At 73.4% G+C, this 23266-nt stretch carries 20 protein-coding genes, 1 other RNA gene and 1 pseudogene; 9 read left to right on the top strand and 13 right to left on the bottom strand.

The features are described from left to right. Positions 1 to 94 precede the first annotated feature (94 nt). Entirely contained in the window at positions 95 to 895 is an 801-nt protein-coding gene (gene yaaA, locus ACFYW1_RS31210) for a peroxide stress protein YaaA (RefSeq protein ID WP_389000647.1), read from the bottom strand. Positions 896 to 1117: 222 nt separating this feature from the next. On the opposite strand from yaaA, the gene ACFYW1_RS31205 reads away from it, so the two are divergent. Beyond that, positions 1118 to 2560 carry an RNB domain-containing ribonuclease gene (locus ACFYW1_RS31205; RefSeq protein ID WP_389000644.1) on the top strand — a complete coding sequence of 481 codons (1443 nt, stop codon included), beginning with the start codon at positions 1118 to 1120 and terminating at the stop codon, positions 2558 to 2560. Here the strand turns inward: ACFYW1_RS31205 and ACFYW1_RS31200 are convergent. Continuing rightward, positions 2505 to 3368 (bottom strand): hypothetical protein, encoded by an 864-nt coding sequence (locus ACFYW1_RS31200; protein ID WP_389000641.1) that lies wholly within the window; start codon positions 3366 to 3368, stop codon positions 2505 to 2507. The genes ACFYW1_RS31205 and ACFYW1_RS31200 overlap by 56 nt on opposite strands. Then, on the bottom strand, positions 3365 to 4150 hold the full coding sequence (locus ACFYW1_RS31195; protein ID WP_389000638.1) for a MerR family transcriptional regulator: 786 nt from the start codon (positions 4148 to 4150) through the stop codon (positions 3365 to 3367). Before ACFYW1_RS31195 ends, ACFYW1_RS31200 begins: the two co-directional genes overlap by 4 nt. Positions 4151 to 4328: 178 nt before the next feature. Between ACFYW1_RS31195 and ACFYW1_RS31190 the strand changes: the two genes are divergently transcribed. Both ACFYW1_RS31190 and rnpB read left to right on the top strand, forming a co-directional pair. Beyond that, on the top strand, positions 4329 to 4898 hold the full coding sequence (locus tag ACFYW1_RS31190; protein ID WP_389000718.1) for a Uma2 family endonuclease: 570 nt from the start codon (positions 4329 to 4331) through the stop codon (positions 4896 to 4898). A 66-nt stretch (positions 4899 to 4964) separates the two neighbouring features. Next, positions 4965 to 5366, top strand: an RNA gene (gene rnpB / locus ACFYW1_RS31185) — RNase P RNA component class A. A 188-nt stretch (positions 5367 to 5554) separates the two neighbouring features. Here the strand turns inward: rnpB and ACFYW1_RS31180 are convergent. After that, entirely contained in the window at positions 5555 to 6202 is a 648-nt protein-coding gene (locus ACFYW1_RS31180; RefSeq protein ID WP_389000715.1) for a response regulator, read from the bottom strand. A 281-nt stretch (positions 6203 to 6483) separates the two neighbouring features. Between ACFYW1_RS31180 and ACFYW1_RS31175 the strand changes: the two genes are divergently transcribed. Next, positions 6484 to 7449, top strand: coding sequence for an ABC transporter ATP-binding protein (locus ACFYW1_RS31175; RefSeq protein ID WP_389000635.1), 966 nt, complete (start codon positions 6484 to 6486; stop codon positions 7447 to 7449). Then, on the top strand, positions 7446 to 8252 hold the full coding sequence (locus ACFYW1_RS31170) for an ABC transporter permease (protein ID WP_389000632.1): 807 nt from the start codon (positions 7446 to 7448) through the stop codon (positions 8250 to 8252). Before ACFYW1_RS31175 ends, ACFYW1_RS31170 begins: the two co-directional genes overlap by 4 nt. 73 nt (positions 8253 to 8325) lie before the next feature. On the opposite strand, the gene ACFYW1_RS31165 is transcribed toward ACFYW1_RS31170, so the two are convergent. The 5 genes from ACFYW1_RS31165 to ACFYW1_RS31145 all read right to left on the bottom strand — a co-directional run bounded on the left by ACFYW1_RS31165 (position 8326) and on the right by ACFYW1_RS31145 (position 15702). Continuing rightward, the gene (locus ACFYW1_RS31165; RefSeq protein ID WP_389000629.1) at positions 8326 to 9996 is read right to left on the bottom strand and encodes a sensor histidine kinase; all 1671 of its coding nucleotides are present in this window, start codon (positions 9994 to 9996) and stop codon (positions 8326 to 8328) included. After that, positions 9990 to 10436, bottom strand: coding sequence for a hypothetical protein (locus ACFYW1_RS31160; protein WP_389000626.1), 447 nt, complete (start codon positions 10434 to 10436; stop codon positions 9990 to 9992). Before ACFYW1_RS31160 ends, ACFYW1_RS31165 begins: the two co-directional genes overlap by 7 nt. 30 nt (positions 10437 to 10466) lie before the next feature. Beyond that, positions 10467 to 11117 (bottom strand): hypothetical protein, encoded by a 651-nt coding sequence (locus tag ACFYW1_RS31155; RefSeq protein WP_389000623.1) that lies wholly within the window; start codon positions 11115 to 11117, stop codon positions 10467 to 10469. Positions 11118 to 11178: 61 nt separating this feature from the next. Beyond that, positions 11179 to 13083 carry a pentapeptide repeat-containing protein gene (locus tag ACFYW1_RS31150; RefSeq protein ID WP_389000620.1) on the bottom strand — a complete coding sequence of 635 codons (1905 nt, stop codon included), beginning with the start codon at positions 13081 to 13083 and terminating at the stop codon, positions 11179 to 11181. A 159-nt stretch (positions 13084 to 13242) separates the two neighbouring features. Further along, on the bottom strand, positions 13243 to 15702 hold the full coding sequence (locus ACFYW1_RS31145) for a SpoIIE family protein phosphatase (protein ID WP_389000617.1): 2460 nt from the start codon (positions 15700 to 15702) through the stop codon (positions 13243 to 13245). A gap of 466 nt (positions 15703 to 16168) precedes the next feature. On the opposite strand from ACFYW1_RS31145, the gene ACFYW1_RS31140 reads away from it, so the two are divergent. Beyond that, the gene (locus ACFYW1_RS31140; RefSeq protein ID WP_389000614.1) at positions 16169 to 17026 is read left to right on the top strand and encodes a metallophosphoesterase family protein; all 858 of its coding nucleotides are present in this window, start codon (positions 16169 to 16171) and stop codon (positions 17024 to 17026) included. On the opposite strand, the gene ACFYW1_RS31135 is transcribed toward ACFYW1_RS31140, so the two are convergent. Further along, entirely contained in the window at positions 17004 to 17369 is a 366-nt protein-coding gene (locus ACFYW1_RS31135; protein ID WP_389000611.1) for a VOC family protein, read from the bottom strand. The genes ACFYW1_RS31140 and ACFYW1_RS31135 overlap by 23 nt on opposite strands. An 11-nt stretch (positions 17370 to 17380) precedes the next feature. Here ACFYW1_RS31135 and ACFYW1_RS31130 point away from each other — a divergent pair. Together ACFYW1_RS31130 and ACFYW1_RS31125 are read left to right on the top strand one after the other, a co-directional pair. Continuing rightward, positions 17381 to 17992: pseudogene (locus tag ACFYW1_RS31130) on the top strand (GNAT family N-acetyltransferase); the annotation flags it as partial. 90 nt (positions 17993 to 18082) lie between these two features. Next, positions 18083 to 18883 carry an inositol monophosphatase family protein gene (locus ACFYW1_RS31125; protein WP_389000712.1) on the top strand — a complete coding sequence of 267 codons (801 nt, stop codon included), beginning with the start codon at positions 18083 to 18085 and terminating at the stop codon, positions 18881 to 18883. Positions 18884 to 18934: 51 nt separating this feature from the next. On the opposite strand, the gene ACFYW1_RS31120 is transcribed toward ACFYW1_RS31125, so the two are convergent. The 3 genes from ACFYW1_RS31120 to ACFYW1_RS31110 form a co-directional block, all read right to left on the bottom strand. Then, positions 18935 to 19816 (bottom strand): PhzF family phenazine biosynthesis protein, encoded by an 882-nt coding sequence (locus ACFYW1_RS31120; protein WP_389000608.1) that lies wholly within the window; start codon positions 19814 to 19816, stop codon positions 18935 to 18937. Positions 19817 to 19944: 128 nt separating this feature from the next. Continuing rightward, positions 19945 to 20412, bottom strand: a complete 468-nt coding sequence (locus ACFYW1_RS31115) for a lamin tail domain-containing protein (RefSeq protein WP_389000605.1) — start codon at positions 20410 to 20412, stop codon at positions 19945 to 19947. A gap of 180 nt (positions 20413 to 20592) precedes the next feature. Then, on the bottom strand, positions 20593 to 21366 hold the full coding sequence (locus ACFYW1_RS31110) for an SDR family oxidoreductase (RefSeq protein WP_389000602.1): 774 nt from the start codon (positions 21364 to 21366) through the stop codon (positions 20593 to 20595). 271 nt (positions 21367 to 21637) lie between these two features. On the opposite strand from ACFYW1_RS31110, the gene ACFYW1_RS31105 reads away from it, so the two are divergent. Beyond that, entirely contained in the window at positions 21638 to 23266 is a 1629-nt protein-coding gene (locus tag ACFYW1_RS31105) for an alkaline phosphatase D family protein (protein ID WP_389000599.1), read from the top strand.

Raw genomic sequence — 23266 nt, 5'->3', positions numbered from 1 at the left:
GGCCATCCTGCCGCGAGACCCGCACTGTACGCAACGAGCGTTGCGCATGTTGCAACTGCGGTGACCTCGGGCACGGGGCCGACGGAGCGACGGATCAGTGGATCTCCGTCACCACGACATCGATCGACCACGCCCGCCCGGCCCGTGCGGGGGCATCGGCCTCCACGACGTACCCCAGGTCGCGCAGCACCTCCACCAGCTCGGCGGGCCCCTTCGGACGCGCGCCCGCGATCAGCAGGTCACGGACGATCCGCCCCTTCGTCGCCTTGTTGAAGTGGCTGACCACCGACCGCTTCTCCACCCCGTCCACCAGCTGGGAGTGCAGCACCCGCACGCTCGCCGTGCGCTCCGCGACCTCCCCCTTCGGCTTCCAGGCCGCGGTGTAGGCGGAGGACCGCAGGTCCAGGACGAGTCCGTCCCCGGCCGCCTCCGGCATCGCCCGCGCCATCGGGCCGCGCCAGTACGCCCCGAGCGCGCCCAGCCCGGGCAGCTTCACCCCCATCGAGCAGCGGTACGAGGGGATCCGGTCGCCCACCCGCACCGCGCCCCACAGCCCGGAGAAGACCAGCAGCGAGCCGCTCGCCCGCCGCTTGGCCGCCGGGTCCAGGGAGGCCAGGTCCAGCGCGTCGTACAGCACCCCCGTGTAGATCTCCCCGGCCGGACGCGTCCCGGCCGTGCGCAGCTCCACGTTCTTCGCGACCTCGCCGCGCAGCCCCTCGCTCAGCCCGAGCACCTCGCGGGCCTTCTCCTCGTCCGCCGCGCACAGTTCGACCAGCTCGTCGAGGACCGCGGCCCGCGCCGCCGCCAGGCCCGGCAGCGACAGCGACTCCGGCTTCAGGGGCGCACCGCGCCCCGAGGCGGCCTTTCCTTCGGAGGGCGGCAACAGCACGAGCACGGCGGTTCTCCTTCGTACGCAGGGGCGGGAGCGGGTCGGGCCCCCGCGCCAGCGTACGGGGACCACGGGGCCGGGGGCTTCGACCGGACCCGGACCGCACGGGGCCCGCGACCGGCCGCCGAGGCCGTCACCCGCCCGGATGCCGCCCGCCCGACCGGCCGCGGACACCTCCCGTCCGGGTTCCGGGATGCCGCCCGTCCGGCCCCGGCCTACGCTCGGTCCATGCCCCGCCGCCACCTCCGCATGACCGGACCGGCCGACACCTCGCTGGGGGCGGCCCTGCGCGGACTGCGCGCCGAACTGGACCTGCCCGACGGCTTCCCGCCCGACGTCCTCGCCGAAGCGGACCGGGCGGCCGGGGACCCGGCGGTCCGGGCCCACGAGGACGCGACGGACCTCCCGTTCCTCACCATCGATCCGCCCGGGTCGACCGACCTCGACCAGGCCATGCACCTCGAACGCCGCAGGCACGGCTACCGGGTGCACTACGCCATCGCCGACGTCGCCGCCTTCGTGCGCCCCGGCGGCGCGCTCGACACCGAGGCCCACCGCCGGGTGACGACCCTCTACTTCCCCGACGGCAAGGTGCCGCTCCACCCCGCATCGCTCTCCGAGGGCGCCGCCAGCCTCCTGCCGGGAGGCACCCGCCCAGCCGTGCTCTGGCGGATCGACCTCGACGCCGAGGGCGCCGCCGTCACCACCTCGGTGCGCCGGGCCCTCGTCCGCAGCCGCGCCCGGCTCGACTACGCCGGTGTCCAGCGGCAGATCGACACCGGCACCGCCGAGGAATCCCTGGCCCTGCTCCGGGACGTCGGACGGCTCCGCCAGGAGCAGGAGACCGCCCGCGGCGGCATCTCCCTCGACGTGCCCGAACAGGAGGTCGTCGAGCGCCACGGCACGTACGGCCTCGCCTACCGCGCCCCGCTGCCCACCGAGTCCTGGAACGCCCAGATCTCCCTGCTGACCGGCATGGCCGCCGCCCACCTCATGGCGGAGACCGGCACCGGCATCCTGCGGACCCTGCCGGTCGCCCCGGACGGCGCCGTGGCCCGGCTCCGCCGCTCGGCCGAGGCACTGCACATCGACTGGCCGCACCACGTCCCGTACGCGCGGCTCGTCCGCTCCCTCGACCCGCGCAGGGGCGACCACGCCGCGTTCCTCCAGGAGTGCACCACCCTGCTGCGCGGCGCCGGGTACACCGTCTTCGAGCACGGCGAACTCCCCGTCCCCGCCGTCCACGCCGCCGTCGCCGACCTCTACACGCACTGCACCGCCCCGCTGCGCCGCCTCGTCGACCGGTACGCGGCCGAGCTGTGCCTCGCCGCCGTCGCGGACCGGAACCCGCCCGAGTGGGTCCTCGCCGCGCTGGCCGGCCTGCCGAAGGAGATGGCGGGCGGGACGGCGCGGGCCAACACCGTGGAGCGCGAGTGCGTGGACCTGGTCGAGGCGGCCCTGCTCAAGGACCGGGTCGGCGAGATCTTCGACGGGTACGTGGTCGACGTGAAGGACCAGGAGCCCACCACCGGCACCGTCCACGTCGTCGCCCCGGCGGTCGTCGCCCGGATCGACGGCGGCGACACCAAGCTCCCGCTGGGGGAGCGGCTGCGGGTCAGACTGGACCGGGCGGACCCGGGATCGGCGAAGGTGCTGTTCGTCCCCGCGTGAGCGCGACCACGACGGCGCCCGGGTCGTCCGCGTGGAACCGGATCGTCCGCGCCGACCCGCGTCCGCCCAGCGGCCGTACGTACTCCACCGGAGCGGTCAGCTCCACGCACACGGTCGTCTGCCCGCCCACGACGAGATCGAGCGACCCGTCCGGCCCCGGCCGGACCGGGCCCCCGTCCGGGAAGCGCCGCTCGACCCGCGCCCCGGCAACCGCCCCGGCGGGAACCCGCAGGTCGAACAGCCCGCCGTAACGGAGGCGCAGCGCCCCGTCGGCGCCCACCACGTGCGGCCGGGTCACGCACGAGGCGTGCAGCGCCAGGACGAACACCACCCCGTACACGTCGACCACGAGCAGCACCCCGTGCACGAGCGGCCACGGGACCAGCAGCGCCAGCATCACCGTCTCGACCACGGAGACGAAGAGCAGGCCGTACATCATCGCCGTCTGCGGCCCCGTGTACGGGGCGGCGACGGCACCCTCGGGCACGGCGTGCCGCCGGCGCAGCAGCCACAGCCCGAGACTGTGCAGGGCCCGCACCTCGTGCCCGAGGAGCCGGCGCACCGGCGCCGGTACGGCGTCGCGCAGCGCCGCCCGCAGCGCCTCCGGCCACCCGAGCCCGGCCCGCCGCCCCGCGCGCAGGAGCCGCCACAGGACCGCGCACTCGAACCCGAACACGGTCACCACCAGGGCCTCGGCCGCGAGCAGCACCGCCCCCGGTATCCGGACCCCGGCCAGGAGGCAGCCCGCCAGAGCCGCCTCGGCCGCCACCACGCCCCCGATCACCCACCCCGGAACCCGCACCCTCATCCCGCCCCCTCCTTCGCATCCGTGTCCGTGGCCGCCCCTGTCCTCGCACCCGTCTCCGCCATCCGGACCGCCAGCCCGGTCATCACCCGGCGCACCACCTCGGCCTGGGCGGGCGCCCAGTCGTCGAGCAGGGCCTCGCCGAAGCCCGGGACGGCCGGCCCGCCCGAAGGGATCTCCGCCAGCACCTCGTCCGGCACGGCGGCCAGCACGTCGTCGGCGAGCGGCCCGATCCGCGGATCGTCCACGGCCGCCCCGGCCAGCGCGTCCAGCCGCTCGTACAGGAGGGGCAGGTCCGGGTCCTCGGCCATCGTCGCCAGCGCGGCACGGACCCCGCCGCCGAGCCCCGCCGGGTCCAGCAGCGTCAGATGCTCGCGGTCCCTGGCGGCCGAGGGGGAGGCGACGGCCGGCCCCGTGCCCAGCAACTCGGCGAGCGCGGGCGGCACGGGCCCCTCGGCGGAGACCGGCGTCTCCAGCAGCTTCGCCAGTCGGCGCCGCCGCTCCCGGATCTCGCCCTCCTGCCGGGCCAGATCCGCGTCCAGCCCGGCGAGCACGTCCATGAGCTCGTACCCCGCCGTGTCGGCGAGGACGTCCCGCACCTCGTCCAGCCCGAGCCCCAGCTCGGTGAGCCGCCGGATCCGGGCCAGCACCACGGCGTCCCGCACGCCGTACGAGCGGTAGCCGTTGGCCCGGCGAGCGGGCTCGGGAAGCAGACCGATGTGGTGGTAGTGCCGGATCGCCCGCGAGGTGACCCCGACGAGCGCGGCGATCTCTCCGATGCGCATGGGGCCAGTAGAAACCTTGACGCCACGACAAGGTCAAGCACGCCCGACCTCACCGGCCTCCGGCAACGCCGCCCCTGCCTGTGCCACGATCGAGCGATCTGTTCCCATCTCACGGACGGCGGGCCCGACGATGTCCCAATCTGGCGAGCGACCGAGGAAGGGGCGTGACATGACTGCCATGCCGTACGAACCGCTCACGCAGGCGGACGTCCTGCTGGAGGGCTTCCTGGCGCTGGATACGCCGGAGGGCTTCCGGGCCGAGCTGATCGAGGGGGAAATTGTCGTGACGCCGCCGCCGGACGGGGACCACGAGGACTACATCGGCGTGATCCTGGAGCAGGTGATCACCCGCTCTCGCACCAAGATGCGATTCTCCGGGAACAAAGGACTGAAACTGGCGAGCGGCGGACGCTGTCCCAAGAACCACGTCATTCCCGACGGCACCTTCGCTCCCACAGAACTGCGCCTGTACCGGGGAGCCGACCCCTGGATGCCGTGCGAGGGAGTGGCCCTCGTCGTCGAGGTGACCTCGACCAAGCCCCGGGCGGACCGCACGGACAAGCGGCACTGTTACGCCCGCGGCCCCATCCCGCTCCACCTCCTGGTGGACCGGGAGCAGTCCTCGCTGACGCTGTTCAGCGACCCGGAGGGCGACGACTACCGCCAGCACTGCACGATCCCGTTCGGCAGGCGGCTCACCCTCCCGGAGCCCTTCGCCTTCGACCTGGAGACCGAGGAACTCATCTGACCCGGATCCGGTCCCGGCCCCGTCCGGCCGCCCCCGCCGGGCGGGTAGCATGGTCGGCACGGCAGACGAGCCGGGCGGACGGCCGCGTGGGGATCCTCGGATCTCCCCGAGGAACGTCCGGGCTCCACAGGGCAGGGTGATGGCTAACGGCCACCCGGGGTGACCCGCGGGACAGTGCCACAGAAAACAGACCGCCGGGGACCTCGGTCCTCGGTAAGGGTGAAACGGTGGTGTAAGAGACCACCAGCGCCCGGGGTGACCCGGGCGGCTAGGTAAACCCCACCCGGAGCAAGGTCAAGAGGGGCCGTCGCAAGACGGTCCTGCGCGAATGATCGAGGGCGGCCCGCCCGAGTTCGCGGGTAGACCGCACGAGACCGGCAGCAATGCCGGTCCTAGATGGATGGCCGTCTCCCCGGCCGCCGCGAGGCGACCGGGTGACAGAACCCGGCGTACAGCCCGACTCGTCTGCCGCCGCCCCCGCCCGGCGCCTGCGGCTGGGCCGTGCGGGCGGCTTCGGCATGCGGTGGACGTGTCGCGCCCGGCGGTCACAATCGCGGACGGGACGGTTCGGGCGGTCATCCGTCACGCGTTCGCCGAGGGGCGTGGACGTAGGTGTGCAGGAGCGGATGGCGCTCGTGGCCGGCGGAGGCCGGTCGCTACGGGCGTTCGACCACGCCCGCCTCGTGGGCGGCGATGGCCGCCTCCACCCGGTTGCGCACCCCGAGCTTGCTGAGGATCGCGCTCACGTGGGCCTTGACGGTGCCCTCCACCAGGAACAGCTTCGCCCCGATCTCGGCGTTGGACAGTCCCGCTCCGAGGAGTGCCAGTACGTCGTGCTCCCGCTTCGTGAGCCGTTCCACGACGTGCCGTGACGGCGGCTCGTGCGGGGGACGGCCGGCGCGCAGCACGCCGATCACCCGGGCCGCCACCTTCGGCGAGAGGTAGGCGCCCCCGGCGGCCACCGCCCGTACGCCGTTGAGGAGTTCGCGGGGGTCGTCCGCCTTCAGCAGGAAGCCGCTGGCTCCCTCGCGAAGGGCGCGGGTGATGAAGTCGTCCTCGCCGAACGTGGTCAGCATGATCACGGCCGTGCCGGGGCGGTCGCGGTACATCCGGGCGGCCGCGGCCAGGCCGTCCAGGCGAGGCATCTGGATGTCCAGCAGGACCACGTCGGGGCGGTGCAGGCGGGCCAGTTCGACGGCGGCCGTGCCGTCGGCGGCCTCGGCGACCACTTCCATTCCCGGCTGCCGCGCCAGGATCGCGCGTATCCCCGAGCGGATCATCGCCTCGTCGTCGGCGAGGAGGATCCGCACCGGTGGTTCGTCCTGAGGAGTCTCCCGCGTCCCTTGCACGGGAGGAGCCTAACGCCGTGGACGCCCCGGTCGACGGGGGAGGAGGGACCGGCCCGCTCCGCCGGGGCCCGGTCCGGCTCCGTCGGCCCGGCCGGCTCCGGCGGGCGGGTTCCCGCGTCGGGCGCGCGGCGGACACCCCTGACGAAAGTGAGTGGTGGCCCTGGCGAACGGCCGATGTGCGCGGTCCTCCCGCTTCCTAGCGTGGCGGCAGTGAGAGCGATCCGAAGGGAAGAGCTGTGATCACCCTGCGAGGACTGACCAAGCGTTACGGCGATACCGTCGCCGTGGACGGCTTGACGCTGGACATCGGGGAAGGACGGGTGACCGGCTTCCTGGGGCCCAACGGCGCCGGCAAGTCGACCACCATGCGCATGATCCTCGGCCTGGACCGCCCGTCCGGGGGCGAGGCGCTCATCGACGGCAGGCCGTACTCCTCCTTCCGCCACCCGATCCGCGAGGTCGGCGCGCTGCTGGACGCCAAGGCCCTGCACCCCGCCCGTTCCGCGCGGGCCCACCTGGTGGCGCAGGCCCGCAGCAACGGCATTCCGACGAGCCGGGTGGACGAGGTGCTGGAGACGGTCGGTCTGGCCGAGGTGGCGCGACGCCGGGCCGGGGCGTTCTCCCTCGGCATGTACCAGCGGCTGGGCGTGGCGGGTGCGCTGCTCGGCGACCCGAAGGTGCTCGTCCTCGACGAGCCGGTCAACGGGCTCGACCCCGACGGCGTCCGCTGGGTCCGTGAACTCGTGCGGTCCCTGGCCGCGGAGGGCCGGACGGTCTTCCTGTCCAGCCACCTGATGAGCGAAATGCAGCTGACCGCCGACCAGTTGGTGATCATCGGCCGGGGCAGGCCCCTGGCCGACACCCCGATGGCCGACCTGCTGGCGGGCAGCTCGTCGGCGTCGGTACGGGTGCGCTCCCCCGACCCGGACGACCTGCGCACGCTGGCCGACCGGCTGCGGCGGGACGACGGCGTAGGGGTGGAGGTGCCGTCCGCCGACGAGATCGTCGTGAGGGGCCGCGGCGTGGAGGAGATCGGCGACCTGGCCCACGGCCTGGGCGTACGGCTGCACGAACTGCGCGCGGTGTCCGCCTCGTTGGAGCAGGCATACATGGAACTGACCGCGCAGAGCGTGGAGTACGGGACGGGTGGTGCGGTGTCCGAGGAAGCGGGTTTCGGGGAGACGCGGGAGGCCGGGGCATGAGCGCCGTATCCACTGCCACGGGCGCCGACCGGCGCGAACGGCCGGGAACCCACCGCACCGGGGGCGGATTCCCCGGTGCGTTCGCCTCGGAGTGGACCAAGCTGTGGTCCATCCGCACGCCCTACGTCTGCCTGGTGGCGGGCCTGGTCGTCACCGGGATCTTCACCTTCTACTACGGGTCGATCGCCCGGATCAACGACAAGCCGGTCCAGCCGGTGGGCAACGCCTCGGTGTCCTCGGTCATCCTCACCCAGTTCGCCCTGGTGGTCCTCGCAGTGACCGTGGTGACGAGCGAGTACTCGACCAGCAGCGTGCGCACCTCGCTGCTGTGGGTACCGGTCAGGCATCGCGTGCAACTCGCCAAGGCGTTGCTGAGCGCCGTGGTGGGCCTCGTCGCGGGAGTGGTGTTCGGGGTGCTGGGCATCGCCGCGGCCTGGGTCCCCTTCCGGGGGCACGCCGACTTCGAACTGTCCGAGGCCGTCTCCCAGATCCTCGCCATGGCCGTCTACTGCGCCCTGACCGGGGTGATGACGGTGGGGGTGTCGTTCGCGCTGCGGACCGCGGCGGGAGCGGTGGCCGTGCTGTTCTTCCTGATCTCCGCCCTGCCCAGCATGCTGATCGGGCTGGGCGGCCCGGTGCTGTTGGCCGTCAACGACGCCATGCCGCAGACCGCGGGCGGCCACCTCATGCTGGGCGACGGCAGCGCCCCCTACCCGGCCGCGGTGGGCCTGCTGATCCTGGTGGCGTGGGCCGTCGCCGCCCACGCGGCCGGTGCCTGGGTGCTCCGGCGCAGGGACGCCTGAGACCGGTGACGCCCCGGTGGCCCGGCCCCGGACGCACGTCCCTTCCCGGGAAACGCGCGTCCGGGGCCGGATCTCAGGAGCTGCCGGGGCCGCCGCCCGGCACGACGTCCTTGGCGACCAGACGATCGCCGGAGAAGCACAGCCGGTACAGGTCCACCTGGTCCAGGAGATTGCCGTTCGAGCGGTAGAACTCGCACGCGCTGCCGTCCGGCCGGGGAGCGGACCGTGCGGTGTCGGGCGGGTAGGGGTAGCTCCGTACCGGCAGGAGATGGGCGAACTCCGCCCGTTCCTGCCCCACTTGGACGGCGGCGTAGGACGTCGGGGGCAGTATGCACGTCGCCAGTTGGTAGGCGAGGTACCCGGCGGACGGCAGGACCGTCAGGGCGAGCGCGGCCGGTGCGACGAACGCCACCGCGAACCGCAGCCGGACCCTGCGCCGCGCGTCGCCCATCCGGCGCGCCGACTCCGCCCCGTCGTCGGGCGGGGGCTGCGGAACGGGGTCCGGCCGGGTGCTGCCCACCCGGTCCGGCAGCACGGCGGTCACCCGGAACCCCCGCTCGAACGGCCCGGCGTGCAGGACGCCGCCGAGCGCGCCCACCCGTTCCCGCAGCCCGGCGAGACCCCGGTTTCCCGGCACCGGTCCGGGCAACGGACCCGTCGGGGTGGCCGAGTTGGTCACCCCGATCTCGGTACGGCCGCCCTCGTGGACGATCCGGACGCGCACGGCGCTGCCGGGGGCGTGCTTCGTCGCGTTGGTCAGCGACTCCTGCACCACCCGGTACACGGCGTGCCCGACGAGCGGGGACGGGGAGGGGCTGTCGCCCTCCCGGACCAGGTCCACCACGACCCCGGACGCGGCCGCCCGCTCCAGGAGTTCCTCGACGGACTCGACGGAGGAGTCCTCGGGGCCCGCGCCGGGGCCGTCGCGCAGCACCGTCACCGTCTCCCGCAGATGGTCGACGGCCTCGGACACGGTCCTGCGCAGCTCCGCCACGTCGTCACGGTCCTGCTCGCCCAGGGTCGGCGACAACTCCAGCGCGCCCGCCCGCAGCGCGATGAGACTCAGTACGTGCCCGAGGGAGTCGTGCATGTCGGCCGCGATGCGGGTCCGCTCCCGCAGCCGGGCCTGCTCGGCGACGAACCGCTGCCGCTCCTCCAGGGTCCGCGCCAGTCGCCAGCCGCCCGACACCAGGGCCCGCCGCGCCTGTTGGTAACGGCCGACGAGCCACGGCACCAGCAGGGCGACGGGCAGCATGGTGACCGCGTAGAACCACCAGATCGCGCCCCGCCCGAGCACCGCGCACAGCGCGAGGTCGAAGGCCAGGCAGGAGGTGAGCACCACCAGGGGAACGCGGCCCGCCCTCACCCTGACCCCCATCAGGTACGTCATCGCGGCCAGGGCCAGGAGGTGGGCGTTGGCCGGGGTCGACTCGTCCGCGAGGCCCAGCGCGCACAGCCCGTTGGCGGCGAACACCGCGGCGCCCGGCCACCGGCGGCTCGCCGGAACGGCCACCGCCAGTACGAGGAAGGGCAGGACCACGTCCCGGGTCACCGAGGGCTGCGACGCGGACCGGAACCCCCACATCCCGGCACCGGCCAGCACCACCCACAGCGCCGCGTCGAACCACCACGCCTTCCCGGACACCGGTGACGGGCCCGGCACCCCGGACGGCACATCCGCATCCGTGCCCGCGCCCGTGCCCGCTTCCGCCTTCGTCACCGCGCTCCTGCCACGCTTCACCACGTGGGCGACCCTACCGACCGGGCCGGGCTCAGCAGGGGGGGCGCGGTGTGCGTCCGTCCGGGTGCCGGACACCGGTCGGCGAACTGCTCGTGGTGCCGCGCCGCGAGCCCTTCGGCGCCATGGGCGTCCCGATCCGCCAGGAACTGACGGAACAGGGCCGGAAGGACCTCGAAGACCCTCTGGTCGTCGCCGTGGTGGTGCAGCAGGATCCGGCTCCAGGACCACGCGGGGTCGAAGACGTCGTAGCGCATCTCGACCCACCTTCCCCACTGCCCGTGCGGAGAACGCCCCGGGGGCCCGGATCCGGGCCCGGCATGGGAGACGCCGATGTAGTAGCCGGTCAGGAAGGCGGCGACGGAGGAGACCGTCCGCTCGCCGGTGAACATCGCGGGCCGACGGCACAGGTTGTCGAGCAGGTCCAGGAATCGCGCCTCGTCCACCCGGCGATGGTGTTCGACGCGGAATGCCGGCTAGCCGGGCGTGCGGCGCCGGTGGCCCATCGTCCGGGACGCCGCCACGACCAGCACCAGCGTGGCCGCTCCGACGACCGTCCCGAGGACGGGAAACGTGATCACGGGGGCCGTTCCCTTCGGGGGGACCAGGTCGTGCGGGTCGGCGTACACATCGATGCGGTCACCGACGCGGGTGTACGCGGTGCAGACCTTCGTGCCCGTGACGGACGTCCTGCGGCCGTCCGGGAGCCGGATCCCGCACGTGTACTCGTCGCCCCCGGTGTTCGGCTTCCGGCCGCGGGTGACCTCGGTGACCGTCGCGGGCGTCCGTTCGCCGCGCAGGCTCAGCACGGCGTCGCGGAAGCCGGCCAGCGTCGAGATCAGCAGGACTATCAGGCAGGGCAGGATCACCAGCAGTTGCTTCTCCGTCGGTACGAGGATCAGCGGCAGACCGAGTATCACGACGACCGACGCCACGGTCAGCGGCAGTTTCGCGAGCTCCCAGTCGTGGCCCAGGACGCCGCCCGCCAGCCCGGACCCCACCAGCACCAGCGCCGCTCCGAGGCCCAACAGCGCCCCCGTCAGGCGCGATCGGCGCGGTGTCCACCGCTGCGCCGACCGGACCGCGCGCGCCACGGCGCCCCCCGCGCGCTTCCAGGCATCCCTCATGCCACCCGCCCTCCCCGCCGGCCGCACCGCCCCGTCCGTTCAAGGGACACCCCTTTCCCGTTCACCGTTTCACACGCCCCCGGACGGCGAGCGCCGCGAGACCGAGCAGGACCGGCTCGGAGAACCGGGACACCATCTCGATGTACTTGCCGGCCGTGGTCAGGTCCTGGCCGCTCGAACGGAACACCACCGAGTTGAGCGTGATGTCGAGTGCCTTCTCGAAGCGCTTCGCCGTGAACCGGTCGCCGGTGGGGTTCTTCGGGTCCTCCTTGTCGATCTCGAAGGAGACCCTGCCCCCGCCCGCCGGGACGACCCCCGTCGCCTCCTGCTTCGGTGCGGACTGGGGGAGTCCGAAACCCATCATCAGCAGGATGGTGACGAACATCGAGGCGGAGAGCCAGCCGAGAGCGCGTGAGGCACGCAGACCGTAGCCGGACAGCAGCCAGTACGCCTGGAGCAGCCACCGTTCCGCCTGGTTCCACCTCCGGCTGTGCCTGCGCATCTCCATCTCGCCGTAGTAGAAGTCCGTGGCGCCCGGCTCGTCCTTGGCGTCCTCGCGGGCCTTGCGGAGCTGGCGGTAGGTGGTGGTGAGGGTCGCGAGCCCCGGGACGTCCTGTTCCCGGTCGGGGCGTCGCCCCCACCCCTGTGCCTCGTAGTCGCGCCGGTTGCGCAGCGCCCGCCATTTCCGTTCCTCCTCCAGCACCAGGCGTCGGGCCGGCTGGAACGGAAGAACGCCGCGCCAGGTATCGAAATGGGGTGAGTTGCCGAGATGCCAGTACCCTTCGAGGCGGAGCTGGTCGAGATGGTGCGCGCCGGAAAACTCACATCGGGTCAGATCGACATCGGAGAGGAGGAGGAAGGAGGCGTCGACGCCCTTGAGGGAAACGATCGATGCGGTGACCAGGTCGTGCGTCCAGTGCCGAATCGGCTGATCGGACGTGACGGCCGACAGCGCGTGGGAGGCGAGGGCGGATTCATCCGGCCGTTCGCTGGGGGCGTGGTCCGTCGTGACGGTGCAGGGAAAGAAGAGACGGGCCCTGGCCAGGTCGACCGACGCGTATCTCGCCCGGAGGGTCACCGACTCCTGCAAGGTGGCGCCGTTCAGCCATATTTCGGTGGCCGAGATGTCCATCACGGTCGATGCCGTGATCTGTGCGTCGACCAGGCTCACGGGCCCTTCGCAGACGATGGGGCCGAAGAGCGGTGCCGGGTGGATGCGGGCCCGTTCGAGGTTGCAGCCGCCCGCGACGGACACGCGGTCGAAGTCGGTCTCCCCGGAGAAGACCGTTCCGTTGAGCGCGGTGGGGCCCAGGGCGCAGTCCAGGAAGTGCGTCGATCCCGCGACATGTGACTCGCCGAGCCAGAATCCGCCGTAGAGCTTGCAGCCCAGAAAAGAGACATCGCGTTCGAATCGGGTGTGGTTGAGCCAGCTTCCGAAGCGGAATTCGAGATTGCTGAATATCGCGTCTCCGAGGAATGCGGCCCGATCGAAGAACATGGGTCCCTCGTATCGGCCGCCCTCGAAGTTCACGGTGCCGCCGAACTCCGCACCCTCGAATTTAGCGGCCTCCGTGAAGTGGGAGTTCACGAAGGACGGGGCACCGGTGAACACGGCTCCCGTGAAATCGGCTCTGCCGAACGTGACGTGATCGAATACGGTGTCGCCCTCGAAAACCACCTCGTCCAGCCGGGCATGCCCGAACTCGGGGCCCGCCTCGTTCTCCAGCGATGAGCAGATGTCGTCCCAGAGGCTCTCCGTGAGCGTGCAGCCCCGGAGGTCGATGTCGTCGCCGGGGCCGAGGCCGGTGAGGAAGCGGTCGCGATCACGTTCCTCCAGATGGGGCAGGCACGCGGTGCGGCCCGGGGCGCGGACACCGCGGCAGCCGATCGGGTCCGTCGCGGGGGCGGCGCCGTGGCCGCAGTGGGGCCACTCGGGCGGGGCGGGGTTCGGTGAGGGTTCGGCCACACCGGGACCGACGCCACAACGATCCCCGGAGTTCCCGGAGTTCGCCCGTGCGTGAGGCGGCGGGGGCCGTGGCCGGTGCCGCCCCGACGCGGCCGTGGTCGGCATGGGGCGGGGGAGCCGTGTCCGCGAGGGCGGCGCGCGGGCCCGGCCCCGTGCCGGTCACGGCTCCAGGACCTCCCCGTCCAGGAACCCCGGGATTTCCAGGACCGGAACGTCCCCGTCCGCTCGCGGACCGTTCGCGGACGGGAGCGGCTGTTCGGCCCAGATCGTCTTGCCGCGCCGGGTGTAGCGGCTGCCCCAGCGCGTGGTGAGCTGCGCGACCAGATACAGGCCGCGGCCCCCCTCGTCGGTGAGCCGGGCCCGCCGCATGCGGGGCTGGGTGGCGCTGGGGTCGGAGACCTCGCAGGTCAGCTGGGCCGCCCGGATCAGCCGCACCTCGACCGGGCCGCCGGTGTAGCGGATGGCGTTGGTGACCAGCTCGCTCAGCACCAGTTCGGTGGTGAAGACCAGCTCCTCCAGGCCCCAGGTGCGCAGTTGCCGGGCCGCCTCCTGCCGGACCCGGGCGACGGCGGCCGGGTCCGGGTCCACCGGCCAGACAGCCGTGTTCCCGGGCGGTACCGCGTGGGTACGGGCGAGCAGCAGCGTGACGTCGTCGGCGAGGTGGTGCTCGGGCCGGCCGGAGATGATCTCCTGGCCGAGCTCCCGCAACGGTGCGGTGATGGCGCCGGGGCGGGCCAGGCGGCGGCGCAGTTCGGCCATGCCCTCGTCCAGGTCGCTGTCGCGTCCCTCGATCAACCCGTCCGTGTAGAGCGCGAGGATGCTGCCGGGGGCCAGTTCGACCTCGGCCGTCTCGAAGGGCAGACCGCTGACGCCCAGCGGCGGCCCGGGGTTCAGCTCCACGTACGAGACGGTCCCGTCCGGGGCCACGACGGCGGGCGGGGGGTGCCCGGCCGAGACCATCGCGCAGCGCCGGGAGACCGGGTCGTAGACGGCGTACAGGCAGGTGGCGCCGATCGGGTCGGTCCAGCCCTCGGGCGGCGCCCCGTCGTCGTCCGGTCGGGTGAGGTCGTGGGGTTCGTCGCGGAGCTGGGAGACCAGATCGTCCAGGTGCACCATCAGCTCGTCCGGTTCCAGTTCGAGGTCGGCGAGGGTGCGGACGGCGGTGCGCAGCCGCCCCATGGTGGCGGTGGCCCCCAGCCCGTGGCCGACGACGTCCCCGGCGACCAGGGCGACCCGGGCGGAGGAGAGCGGGATCACGTCGAACCAGTCGCCGCCGACCCCGGTGGCGGGATCGGCCGGCAGATAGAAACCGGTCGTGGTCACGGCGACCGTCTCGGCCTGCGCGGGCGGCAGCAGACTGCGCTGCAAGCCGACGGCCGACCGGTGCTCCCGGGTGTAGCGGCGGGCGTTGTCCAGGGCGAGGGCCGCGCGTGCGGCGATCTCGCACAACAGGTCCAGGTCGGCCGGTTCGTAGTCGGGGCGGTCGGGCGCGCGCCGCACGGTCACCCGGCCGAGGAAGCTGCCCCGGGCCCGCAGCGGGGCGGTCATCGACGCGGGGGAGCCGGTGACGGACGGCCCCGTGTCGGCCGGGACCGCGGTGTCGGCCGGTACCGCCGTCGCGGGTTCCCCCGCCACGGCGGTCCGGCGCAGCGGCAGCCGTCCGTCCTTGCCCGGGACCGGTTCCTCGCCCGTGAACACCGCCTCCGCGATCTCCACCACGGCGGCGTCGGCCAGGGCGGGCACCAGCACGGCGGCCAGCTCCTCGCCGGTGCCCGTGACGGACAGCGACCCGCCGACGGCCGCGGTGGCGTGGTGCAGGATCGCCAGGCGCTCGTCGGAACGGCGCTGCTCGGTGACGTCCGTGAACAGCGCGGTGACGCCGAAGACCTGCCCGTCCGGCGCCTGGAGCCGGAACGCCGAGACCGCCATCACCGCCCCGCCGGCGGGATCCTCGATGGTCCGCACCCGCTCCTCCGCCAGGATCAGCGGCCGGCCCGTCCGCAGGACCTCCCGCAGCCGCCGCTCGACCGCCGCCGCGCCGTCGGCCTCCAGGAAGTCGCCGAGGCGCCGGCCGCGCAGGTCCGGCGGGAGACCGGTGTACGGGAACAGATGGGTGTTGGTCCTGACCAGCCGCAGCTCCTCGTCGAAGACGGCGAGGCCCAGCCGGTCCTGGAGGAAGAGCTCCCGGGTGAACGCCCGGTCCTGCCGCCACCGGGAGACCATCCCGGCGGGAGCCCCCAGCACGAAGTACCGCGCCGGTTCCGCGGAAGTCCCGGTACCGGGGACGGGCTCCTCGCATGCCAGGGGCAGGACCTGGAAGACGATGCCCAGCTTCTCGCCCCGGCCGGTACGCACCACCGCCTCGCCGGACCGGACGGCCCCGGACCGGCCGCCCTGCGACCGGTCGACCCACAGCCCGGACCGTGCGCCGGGATCCGCGAGCAGTTCCCGCACCGGACGGCCGCAGACGGCTTCGGCGGGCAGGGCGAGCAGCTCCGCCGCCGCCGGGGTCCAGCCGATGACTCGTCCCCCGGCGTCGAGCAGGGCCCCGGCCGCGCCGTCCGCGAACGGGAGTCCGCTGTGCACGGCCGCGCCCGGGAGGGTCTTTCCGTCCACCACGTACTCAGCTCCCTTTCCCGGCGCCGTCCATGATTCCGCGCCGGGCGCCGCTCTCCGCACCGCGTGCCCCGGTCGTCGCATGCCCGCGTCCTTCCCGGAAGGCCCGTGCGTCCGCGTCCGTACCCGTGGCCACGGACTTCTCCATCATGCCCCCGCTCGTTCCGGCCGCCAGTCCCGAAAGCCACCGATCGGCCCCCTCACCGGCCCCGGGGGAGTGGCGGAGCCCTCCGGGCGGCCGTACCGGCGGGGCCGATCCGCCCGGAGGCGTCGATTCCGCCGAGCGGACCGGGCGAGGCGCCGTCAGAACACGCGCCCCCACGTCGAACCCCATGCGCCTCTCCTGCCAAGCTGAGTGACCGTAGGAGGATTCATGCCCGCCAGGTGCTGGATCATCTGTTCCAGCCGTTCCCCGGGAAGGTTCCGCATGTCCGATCGTGCCGTTGGAAGCCGTGGCTCTCTGCTGGCGGTGAGCGACCTCCACGTGGGAATGGCGGACAACCGCCCCCTCGTCGAGTCCCTGCGGCCGGAATCGGACGAGGACTGGCTGATCGTCGCCGGTGACGTCGCGGAGCGGGTGGCCGATGTGGAGTGGGCGCTGCGGCTGCTCGCGGACCGGTACGCGCGGGTCATCTGGACGCCGGGGAACCACGAGCTGTGGACGCCCAAGAACGACCCCGTCCAGCTGCGGGGCCGGCGACGGTACGAGCACCTGGTCGAGCTGTGCCGGAGCCTCGGGGTGACCACGCCGGAGGACCCGTATCCGCTGTGGCGGGGGCCGGGCGGACCGGTGGCAGTCGCGCCCGTGTTCCTGCTGTACGACTACAGCTTCCGGGCGCCGGGCACCACGACCAAGGAGGAGTCCCTGGAGTACGCGCACCGGACGGGGGTGGTGTGCACCGACGAGTTCCTGCTGCACCCCGACCCGTACCCGAGCCGGGACGCCTGGTGCCGGGCCCGGGTCGCGGAGACGGAACGGCGGCTCGCGGCGCACGACCCGCAGATCCCGCTGGTCATCGCCGGGCACTGGCCCCTCGTGCGCGACCCGATGGCCGTGCTGTGGTACCCCGAGTTCGCCCAGTGGTGCGGGACGGAACTCACCGCCGACTGGCACCGGCGCTTCAACGTGGCGGCGATGGTCTACGGCCATCTGCACATCCCCCGCACGACCCGGTACGACGGCGTCCGCTTCGAGGAGGTCTCCATCGGCTACCCGAGGGAATGGCGCAAACGAGGTCATCCCAAGGGGTTGCTGCGGCGGATCCTCCCGTACGAGGACGACTCCGTCGCCGTGCCGGAGGCCGTCAGCGGTGCTCCAGGACGTTGACGACCCGGCCGTCCGGGTCGCGCACGAAGAAGCGGCGCACGCCCCACTCCTCGTCGCTCAGGGGGTACACGATCTCCGCTCCGCTCTCCTTCATGGCGGCGTGGACCGCGTCCACGTCCTCCACCTCCACGCTCATGTCCGGCGAGACCGGGGCGGTCGCGTCGGAGCCCATGAGGCTCAGCTGCACCGAGGGTTCCGACGGCGAGGCGAGCGTCACGATCCAGCCGTGGTTCATGACCTCCTGGAGCCCCAGCCGGCCGTAGAACTCCTTGCTCCGCCGCATTCCCTCGGTGGTGGGGACGCCGGTGGTGCGGAGGTTGGGGACGACTCTGCGGACGGACATCGACAACTCCTGTGGTGAGGACCGGTCATGGGGTCCGGGGGGCCGGGCCCCGGCACTCGGGACGGACTTCGTACCATCCGTCGGCAGGCATAGGGTGCCCGCATGTGAGCAACGAGATATCCGATGGCCAGTTTCTTTCCCGGTCCGGCACGGCGGAGCACGTGCCCCTGAGCTTCCGCCGCGCGGGCGAGCCCGATCTGCCGGAGCTGGTCCGGCTGCGGGACGACGCGGCGCGGTGGCAGATCGCGCACGGCATCGACCAGTGGAAGCCGGGCGAACTCGGTCTCCAGCACTTCCGGGAACGGCTGGACGAGGGCGAGGTCTGGCTCGCCGCCCTCGGGGCGGACGGGCCCCTCGCCGGGGCCTGGGAGCTGTGGTGGGACGACCCGGCGGCCTGGGGCCCGCAGGCCCCGGACGCGGGTTACGTCCACCGGCTCATGACGGACCGCCGCGTCGCGCCCCCGGGCGCCGGGCGCCGGATGCTGGCACGGGCGGAGGCCCGGATCGCCGAAGCGGGCCGCGCGCTCTGCCGGCTCGACTGCCTGGCCGACAACGCCCGGCTCCGGGAGTACTACGAAGCGGCGGGCTACGAGACCGTCCGCGAGCACCTGAAGGACGGCGGCCTCGGCCACGTCTACGGGGTCACCCTGCTGGAGAAGCGGCTCCGAGGGCGGTCCGGACCCCCGGCGGGCGGCGCCGTTACCCTGCACGGCATGGTCAACTCCTGTGTGGACACCGATGATTCCGAGGTCGCGGCAGCCGCGGCACGGGCCGGTGCGGACGTGGTGCGCGGCATGTACGGCCGACGGCTCGACCGCATCGACAAGGGCGCCGGGGACTTCGCCACCGCCGCCGACGTGGCGGCCGAGCGGGCGATCCTCGACGTCATCCGCGCGGCCCGGCCCGAGGACGCGGTGCTCGGCGAGGAGGGCGGACAGCGGGGCGCGGCCGACTCCGTGCGCCAGTGGCTGGTCGACCCCCTGTGCGGCACGCTCAACTACGCGGCCGGCACCATGCTGGTGGCCGTCAACGTGGCGCTGCGCGGCGGGGCGGCGGCCGTGGCCGACCCCTTCGGCGGCGAGGTCTTCCTCACCGACGGGAGGACCGCCCGGGTGCGGCGGGACGGGGCCGACGCGCCCCTGGTGCCCACCTCCGACACCCGGCTGGTGGACGTCAACCTGGACCCGCCGTTCCCGGGCGCGCCCGCGTTCCGGGCCACGGACCTGCTGGCCCGCCCCGGGTTCGTCGAACGGTTCCGGCCGCGGGTGGGGTCCACGACGCTGGCCCTGGCCTGGGTCGCGGCCGGCCGGCGCGCCGCGTACGTCACCGACGGCGGCGACCTGTCCGGGAGCGTCCACTTCGCGGCCGGCATCGCCCTGTGCAGGGCCGCGGGCTGTGTGGTCACCGGCGTGGACGGCGTCCCGGTCGAACGGGGCGGTCGCGGACTCGTGGCCGCCGCGGACGCCGGCACCCACGCGCTGCTGATGTCGCTGATCGGTGGCCGGGACGCGTGACGGGAACGCCGCCCGGAGCCGTCCCCGGGCGGCCCGCCCCGGCCGGGGCCGTCAGGCGTCGATCCGGGTTCCCGTCCCGCTCACCCGCACCCGGGGGTCGCCCGCGCGCAGCTCGACGGTGAGGGTGCCGGGGCGGCCCATGTCCTCGCCCTGGTGGAGGGTGAGGACCGCGCTGTCCGGGGCGAGGCCCTCCGCGCGCAGATAGGCGCCGAAGGCCGCGGCAGCCGCGCCGGTGGCGGGGTCCTCGACCACACCGCCGACCGGGAACGGGTCACGGACGTGGAAGACGTCCGGCGCCGCCCGCCACACCAGCTGAACCGTCGTCAGATCCAGCCGGTGCATGAGGGTTTCGAGGCGTGCGAAGTCGTAGGAGAGGTCGGCGAGGCGTTCGCGGGTCGCGGCGGCCAGCACCAGGTGGCGGGCGCCCGCGTAGGCGATCCGGGGCGGCAGGGCCGGGTCGAGGTCGGCGGCCGGCCAGTCCAGGGCGGCGAGCGCCTCGGCCAGGTCGTCGGGCGCGATCCGCGCGACGTGCGGTTCGACGCTGGTGAGCGTGGCGCGGAGCTCGCCGCCCTCCCGGACGACGGTGACCGGCACCGGCCCCGCGGAGGTGCTGAACACCAGCTCGCCGGGGCCGTCGCGCTCGGCCAGCGCGAGGGCCGTCGCCACGGTGGCGTGGCCGCAGAACGGGACCTCGGCCTTCGGGCTGAAGTAGCGGATGGCGTACCCCCGGCCGGTCGCCGGGGCCGCGCCGTCCGGCTCGTACCGTCCCGTCAGGAACGCGGACTCGCTGTAGCCCAGTTCCGCGGCGACCGCGAGCATCGCGGGCGCGTCGAGACCGGACGCGTCCAGGACGACTCCTGCCGGATTGCCGCCCCGGGGGTCGGCGGAGAACGCGGTGTAGCGCAGGACCTCGGTGGCTGGATTCTGGGGCATACCGCTGATCAACCCCGTCGCGGCCCGGGGCATTCCCCGGCCGCCCGGACCGGCCCCGGCCGGTCGTCCGGGCCGCCCCGAAGGGCGGTGCGGGGCCGGTGCGGGCCGCGACGGGGGCCGGACCGGGGTCAGTGGCAGTTCTTGGTGCCCTTGCTCGACCTCGTCCAGGAGCAGGAGTCCTGGAGCTTGCCGTTCGGCTTGATCAGCCGGGCCTTGTCGCCGGTGTTGTTCCAGACGTACGAACCGCGGTTCCAGTAGACGTGGCCCGACGCGTTCTTGCCCCGGCCCGTGTGGACCTTGACGGTCTTGCCGGCGCCGATGGTGTAGCTGCCGAAGGTGTACGTGTAGCCGGTGTTGTCCTTGAGCTTGTAGCCCTTGAGCTGGAGCTTGGACTTGCCGTTGTTGTGGATGTCCACCCACTCGGCGTTGAGGGACGTGTTGCTGCGGTTGTCCTTGCCGGGGCTGTCGTACTGGATCTTCCCGAGGTGCAGTCCGGCCTGGTGCGGGGCGGCCGACGCCGGGGCCGTGACGAACAGGGGGCCGGCCAGGGCGGTGGCGGCGGCCAGGGCGAGGGGCGCCGCGACGCGTATGCGCATGCTGTGGTCCTTCCGTGGAGCTTTCGTGAAGAACTGTGAGCATAGAGGGCGGCGGGGGCGGCCCGGCCGGGGGGTGCGCCTTCCGGTGGACGGCAACGGCCCCCGCCCGGGGCCCGGTTCGGGCGGGGGCCGCCGGCCGCGTCCGGCACGTGACGGACGTCCCGCGTGCGGCGCGCTTCCTCAGCCGCGTCCCACGTACGGCATCGTCGTCGCCAGGACCGTGGCGAACTGCATGTTCGCCTCCAGCGGCAGTTCCGCCATGTGGAGCACCGTCCGGGCCACGTCCGCCGCCGCCATCACCGGCTCGACCGCGAGTTCGCCGTTGGCCTGGAGGGTGCCGGTCCGCATCCGTTCGGTCATGTCCGTGGCCGCGTTGCCGATGTCGATCTGACCGCAGGCGATCCGGTACGGACGGCCGTCCAGCGACAGCGACTTCGTCAGCCCGGTCATGGCGTGCTTGGTCGTGGTGTAGGCGACCGAGTGGGGGCGCGGCGCGTGGGCGGAGATCGAGCCGTTGTTGATGATCCGGCCGCCCTGCGGGTGCTGCTCCTTCATCAGCCGGTACGCGGCCTGCGCGCACAGGAACGCGCCCGTCACGTTCACGTCCACCACCGCCCGCCAGTCCTCCACCGAGAGGTCCTCGACCGGCACGGCGCCCGGGCCGAACGTCCCCGCGTTGTTGAAGAGCAGGTCGAGACGGCCGAAGCACTCCCGGACCGAGGAGAAGAGCGCCGTCACGTCCTCGGGGCGGGACACGTCGGCGGGAACGGTGATCACCCGGGCGTCCGCCCCGGCCAGCATCGCGGTCTCGGCGAGGGGCCCGGGACGCCGGCCCGCGAGCGCCACCGACCAGCCGGCGCCGGTCAGGGCGAGCGCCACCGCCCGGCCGATCCCGGAACCCGCGCCCGTCACGACCGCCGTCTTCGCATCCGAGTTCAACGCTTTGTCGCTCATGGGGCCGCAGCGTACGCCCTTCCCGTCCCGAAGCACCCGGGACGCATGGGGTCATAGGGGGTCAAGAAGGCGCGCGGGGCAGGCGGTTCGCCCCACGGCCGGTCGCCGGGGGCGGGCCCCGCTCCCGGCCACGCGTGGGCGCTTTGTCCCGTGAACCCGTTCCTGCCGCATTACTCATCCCCCCGACGCCCGATCGACGCGAACACGACAGCCGCTCGATGTGCCGGACCGGTGGACTGGCCGAGTACACCACCAGTAAGGGGAGGGACAGATGACGCACTCATCGCACCAGCAGGAGATGCGCGACGCCGCCAGGAGCATCGGCCGCCGCCGTTTCCTCACGGTCACCGGTGCCGCCGCCGCGCTCGCCTTCTCGGTCAACCTGCCGACCGCGGGCACCGCGAGCGCCGCCGAGCTGGACGCCCGGAAGATCACCGACGATCCGTTCACCCTCGGCGTCGCCTCCGGCGACCCGCTGCCCGACTCGGTCCTGCTGTGGACGAGACTCGCGCCGCGCCCGTACGAGGCCGACAGCGGACTGCCCCGGGCCCGGGTGCGGGTGCGCTGGGAACTCGCCCGCGACGAGCGCTTCTCCCGCATCGTCCGGCGCGGATCGGTCACCGCCCACCCGGAGTTCGACCACAGCGTCCACGTCGAGGTCAAGGGCCTCGACGCCGACCGCGTCCTCTACTACCGCTTCCGCGCCGGTACCTGGACCAGCCCCGTCGGCCGGACCCGCACCGCCCCCGCCCGCGGCGCCCGCAACAGCGAGCTGAGCCTGGCCGCCGTCTCCTGCCAGGCGTACCACGACGGTTACTTCACCGCGTACAAGCACCTCGCCCAGGAGGACGTGGACGTCGTGTTCCACCTCGGCGACTACCTCTACGAGTACGCCGTCAACGCCACCGGCGGGGCCCGCAACCACACCGACCGCAGGCTCCCCGCCCACTTCAACCGGGAGACGGTCACGCTGGAGGACTACCGGCTGCGGTACGCCCTCTACAAGTCCGACCCCGACCTGCGCGCCGCCCACGCCGCGCACCCCTTCGTCGTCACCTGGGACGACCACGAGACCGAGAACAACTACGCGGGCGGCACCCCCGAGAACGACGTCCCGCCGGAGGAGTTCCTGCTGCGCCGGGCCGCCGCCTACCGCGCGTACTGGGAGAACCAGCCGCTGCGCACCCCGCAGCGGCCGGCCGGCCCCGACATGAAGCTCTACCGGCGCCTCCAGTTCGGCCGGCTCGCCCAGTTCGACATCCTCGACACCCGCCAGTACCGCAGCGACCAGGCGTACGGCGACGGCTGGCAGAAGCCCGGACCGGAGTCCGAGGACCCGTCGCGCACCATGACCGGCGCCGCCCAGGAACGCTGGCTGCTCGACGGCTGGCACGCCTCGCGGGCCATCTGGAACGTCGTGCCCCAGCAGGTCGTCTTCGCCCAGCGGCACGACGTCCCCACCGACGCGTTCAAGGTGTCCATGGACGCGTGGGACGGCTACCCCGCGTCCCGGGAGCGGATCATCCGGGGCGCCGAGGCGGCGGGCATCGACAACCTGATGGTGCTGACCGGCGACGTGCACGTCGGCTACGGCTTCGACCTGAAGAAGGACTTCGGCGACCCGTCCTCGCGCACCGTCGGCACGGAGATCGTCGCCACGTCCATCACCAGCGGCAAGGACGGCTCGGACCGGCCCGGCAGCTGGAACAACCAGATGCGGGCCAACCCGCACCTGAAGTTCTTCAACGGCCGGCGCGGCTACGCCGTCGTCACGCTGGACCAGAAGCAGGCGCGCGCCGACTACCGCACGGTGTCGGCCGTCACCACCCCCGGCGCGCCGCTCTCGACCGCCGCCTCCTTCGTCACGGAGGTGGGCAACCAGGGCCTCGTGCCCGCCTGA

The organism is Streptomyces sp. NPDC002669 (assembly GCF_042889165.1).
In the GTDB taxonomy this organism is placed as follows: Bacteria; Actinomycetota; Actinomycetes; order Streptomycetales; family Streptomycetaceae; genus Streptomyces.
This window is presented reverse-complemented; position numbering and strand designations above follow the sequence as displayed.

Excerpts from the sequence above, each read along its gene's own strand:
- ACFYW1_RS31205 (WP_389000644.1), top strand. The coding sequence starts at position 1,118 with ATGCCCCGCCGCCACCTCCGCATGACCGGACCGGCCGACACCTCGCTG.
- ACFYW1_RS31200 (WP_389000641.1), bottom strand. The coding sequence starts at position 3,368 with ATGAGGGTGCGGGTTCCGGGGTGGGTGATCGGGGGCGTGGTGGCGGCC.
- ACFYW1_RS31195 (WP_389000638.1), bottom strand. The coding sequence starts at position 4,150 with ATGCGCATCGGAGAGATCGCCGCGCTCGTCGGGGTCACCTCGCGGGCG.
- ACFYW1_RS31190 (WP_389000718.1), top strand. The coding sequence starts at position 4,329 with ATGCCGTACGAACCGCTCACGCAGGCGGACGTCCTGCTGGAGGGCTTC.
- ACFYW1_RS31170 (WP_389000632.1), top strand. The coding sequence starts at position 7,446 with ATGAGCGCCGTATCCACTGCCACGGGCGCCGACCGGCGCGAACGGCCG.
- ACFYW1_RS31155 (WP_389000623.1), bottom strand. The coding sequence starts at position 11,117 with ATGAGGGATGCCTGGAAGCGCGCGGGGGGCGCCGTGGCGCGCGCGGTC.
- ACFYW1_RS31135 (WP_389000611.1), bottom strand. The coding sequence starts at position 17,369 with ATGTCCGTCCGCAGAGTCGTCCCCAACCTCCGCACCACCGGCGTCCCC.
- ACFYW1_RS31125 (WP_389000712.1), top strand. The coding sequence starts at position 18,083 with ATGGTCAACTCCTGTGTGGACACCGATGATTCCGAGGTCGCGGCAGCC.
- ACFYW1_RS31120 (WP_389000608.1), bottom strand. The coding sequence starts at position 19,816 with ATGCCCCAGAATCCAGCCACCGAGGTCCTGCGCTACACCGCGTTCTCC.
- ACFYW1_RS31115 (WP_389000605.1), bottom strand. The coding sequence starts at position 20,412 with ATGCGCATACGCGTCGCGGCGCCCCTCGCCCTGGCCGCCGCCACCGCC.
- ACFYW1_RS31110 (WP_389000602.1), bottom strand. The coding sequence starts at position 21,366 with ATGAGCGACAAAGCGTTGAACTCGGATGCGAAGACGGCGGTCGTGACG.
- ACFYW1_RS31105 (WP_389000599.1), top strand. The coding sequence starts at position 21,638 with ATGACGCACTCATCGCACCAGCAGGAGATGCGCGACGCCGCCAGGAGC.